Raw genomic sequence first — 3,219 nt, 5'->3', positions numbered from 1 at the left:
GCCATGGTCTTTTCGGCCAGCTTGCGCACCTCGTCGGCGACCACGGCGAAGCCCCGGCCCGCGTCGCCCGCCCGCGCGGCCTCGATGGCGGCGTTCAGCGCCAGCAGGTTCGTCTGGTCGGCGATGTCGCTGATGACGTTCAGGATCTGGCCGATGGCTTCGGCGCGGGTGCCCAGGCGGCCCATGTCGGCCTTGATGTCCTGGGACTGGGTGGCCACGGCCTCGATGCCCGCGACGGCCTGGGCGACCACGCGCTGGCCGTCCACGGCCTTGGCCCGGGCCTTGTCGGCCGAGGCCGAGGCGTTGGCGGCGCTCCTGGCAACCTCAAGGACCGTGGCGTTCATCTCTTCCATGGCCGTGGCGGTCTCGGCCACGCGCTCGGCCTGGACGCGCGCCCCGGCGCTGGCCTGGTCGACCTGGACGGCCAGCTCCTGCGAGGCGCGGCTGACGCCGCCGGCGATTTCTCCCAGGCGCTCGGCGGCCTGGGCCATTTCGCCGGACTTGGCCCGCGAGGCGGCCTCGGCCTGCCTGGCCTCGCGCATGGCCTCCCCGGCCTCCTCGGCCTTGCGCCGGGCCTCGGTTTCCTTCCCGGTCAGGTTTTCCAGGGTTTCGCGCAGGGCGCGGGACATGGTCTCCAGGGAGCGTTGCAGCTGGCTGGCCTCGTCGGTGCCGCGGGGCTCCAGGCGCACGTCCAGGTCGCCCTGGGCGATGCGCCGGGCGGCCTCGGTGGTGGCGCGGATGGGGCCGACGATGCTCCGGGCGATCACCAGGCCCAGGGGCAGCAGCACCAGCAGGAACAGGCCGAGGAAAATACCGCCCTCCATGAGCCGGGTCTCGTCGCTCATGTCGTGCATGCTGGCGTCGATGCGCGCGGCTTCCTCGTTGACCAGGTCGACGTAGACGCCGGTGCCGATCCAGTACCGGGTGCCGGGGATGCCCGTGGCGTAGCCGAGCTTGGGCATGGGGCCCTTGCCGGGCTTGTCCCATTGGAAGGTCACATAGCCGCCGCCCGAGGCGGCGGCGCGGGCCAGCTCGCGCACGGAGTACACCCCGTCCGAGCCCTTGAGATCCTTCAGGTCCTTGCCGGGCAGGGCGGGGTTCACGGGGTGGGCGACGCTTACGGTGCCGGTGTAGATGTAGAAGTAGCCGGAGCGGTCCTGCTCGAAGAACACGTCGGCGATGGCGCGGCGCATGATGTCCACGCGCCGGGCCTCGTCGGGCTCGTCCCTGAGGAGGGTGCCCAGGGCCTGGGCCATATTGTCCGTGGCGACCTTGATCTTCTGGCGTTCGCCGTTCAACATGATCTGCTGGGCCAGCTGGCCGCCCACGTCGGCGATGCGGGTGTTGGAGTAGATGCTCACGGCGAAGACCAGGGCCGTGGCGCAGGCCGAAACGGCCAACAGGAGCATGAGTTTGGCGCGGATGGAGAGCTTGGACATGCGTTTTTACCTTGTCGTTTGAGGGGGAGGCGGAGGGACGGGGCCCCGGGGGGCGTTTTTCGGTTCCGGCAGTACTGGCGCGGGGCGTGCGGCCCCGGGGCTCAAGGTTCGGATTTTCGGCGGGCGGGGTCCAGCTTTTTTCGCGGCGCGCGGGGGCGCGCGAACGGGGCGGCGCCACGGCAAAAAAGGCGGCCCTCCCGGGGGGGGAGGCCGCCCTTGGCGTCGCTTGAGCGTATGGAATGCCTAGCGGGGGCGGTAGGTGATGCGCCCGCGGGTCAGGTCATAGGGCGAGAGTTCCACGGTGACCTTGTCGCCGGGCAGCACGCGGATGCGGAACTTGCGCATCTTGCCCGAGATGTGGGCCAGAACCTCGTGGCCGTTGTCCAGCAGCACGCGGAACGTGGCGTTGGGCAGGGCTTCCTCGACGGTGCCCTGTACTTCGATGGCGTCTTCCTTCGGCATGAGGCCTCCAATTGCGGTGTGCGAAACACCCGCGCCGGGCCGTCCGGCCGGACGCGGGTGCATGTCTTTATAATCTGAACGCACGATCCGTCAAGCCCGGCGATGCCGTCCTGCCCCCGCCGCGCGGCGCCGCTATTTCCCGAAGGGGCACTTGGGGAAAGTGCAGTTGTTGCACTGCAGGCAGAAGCCGCCCTCGCCCAGGCGCGCCAGGTCGCCGCGCGTCAGGCGCTTGCCCGCGAGCAGGCGCGGCAGGAGCAGGTCGAAGCCCGTGGTCTTGAAGAACAGCGCGCACGCCGGAACGCCCAGCACCTGCGCCTTGCCGATGGTGCCGACCAGGGTCATGGTTCCGGGCAGCACGGGCATGCCGTACAGGGCGTCTTGCAGGCCGCAGTCCTCCAGGGCGGGGCGGGTCACGTCGTCGGGGTCCACGCTCATTCCGGCGGTGGTCACGACGAGGTCGGCGCCCAGCTCCAGCAGTTCGCGCACGTTGGCGGCGATGGCCTCCCGGTCGTCGGGGGCGATGCGGCTGGCGATGATCTCGCTGCCCAGGGCCTCGACCTTGTTGGTCACGATGGGCACGAAGCGGTCTTCGATGAGGCCCTTGAAGACCTCGGTGCCCGTGACCAGCACGCCCACGCGCGCCTTGCGCAGGGGCAGCACGGAGAAGAGCGGCCCGTTGCCCAGGGCGGCCAGGGCGCGGCTGTAGCTCTCGCGCGAGATGTACAGCGGCACGGCGCGGGTGCCCGCCAGGGCCTTGCCGCCCTCCACGAGCATGCCCGACTTGCGCGTGGCGCACATCACGTCCGGGGCCATGTTGAAGCGCAGCAGGGTGTCGAGGTCGATGTCCAGCAGGCCGGTGGCCTCGGCGTGGAAGGTGATCTTGCCCTCGCGCGGGGGCAGGGCGTAGGTCACGCCCGGTCCGGCCATGCGCCTGGCGAAGGCCTCCACGGCCTCGTTCTCGTGGACCCACTCCTCGCCCGGGTGCTCGCCCTGCACATAGACATGGAAGCGGCCCATCTGTTGCAGGCGGCACACGTCGCCAGCCGAAAGCTCCTGCCCGGCGTGGAAGGCCGCGTCCTTGGTCTGGCCGGGGACGATCTGGGTCATGTCGTGCAGGGCGCGGCCGCCGACGGCCTGCTCGGTGGACACGGCGGTCAGCGCCGGGCCCGCGGCGGGCCGGGGGGCGCCCTGGCCCTCGGCGGGACCCAGGCTGGCGTAGGGCGACTCGCCCTGGCAGGCGCGGCAGATGGCGCCGTCTGTGCCGGGGTATGCCTCGCGGCACACGGGGCAGACCAGGATGGCGCTCATGTGCCCGTGG

General features: G+C 71.0%; 3 protein-coding genes. All 3 read right to left on the bottom strand.

What is annotated here, in order from left to right:
• A partial coding sequence (locus M0P34_RS14580; RefSeq protein WP_291500415.1) for a methyl-accepting chemotaxis protein occupies window positions 1-1,439 on the bottom strand: 1,439 nt, incomplete at its 3' end.
• Between the two features lie 243 nt (window positions 1,440-1,682).
• Window positions 1,683-1,901 carry a translation initiation factor IF-1 gene (gene infA / locus M0P34_RS14575; RefSeq protein ID WP_291500413.1) on the bottom strand — a complete coding sequence of 73 codons (219 nt, stop codon included), beginning with the start codon at window positions 1,899-1,901 and terminating at the stop codon, window positions 1,683-1,685.
• A gap of 132 nt (window positions 1,902-2,033) precedes the next feature.
• A partial coding sequence (locus M0P34_RS14570) for a molybdopterin-binding protein (protein ID WP_291500412.1) occupies window positions 2,034-3,219 on the bottom strand: 1,186 nt, incomplete at its 5' end.

Origin of the sequence: Desulfocurvus sp. (assembly GCF_023230885.1) — a bacterium.
Classification (GTDB): Bacteria; Desulfobacterota; Desulfovibrionia; order Desulfovibrionales; family Desulfovibrionaceae; genus Desulfocurvus.
This window is presented reverse-complemented; position numbering and strand designations above follow the sequence as displayed.

Bases quoted from the DNA above. Each gene is read 5' to 3' on its own strand.
- infA (WP_291500413.1), bottom strand. From the start codon at position 1,901: ATGCCGAAGGAAGACGCCATCGAAGTACAGGGCACCGTCGAGGAAGCC.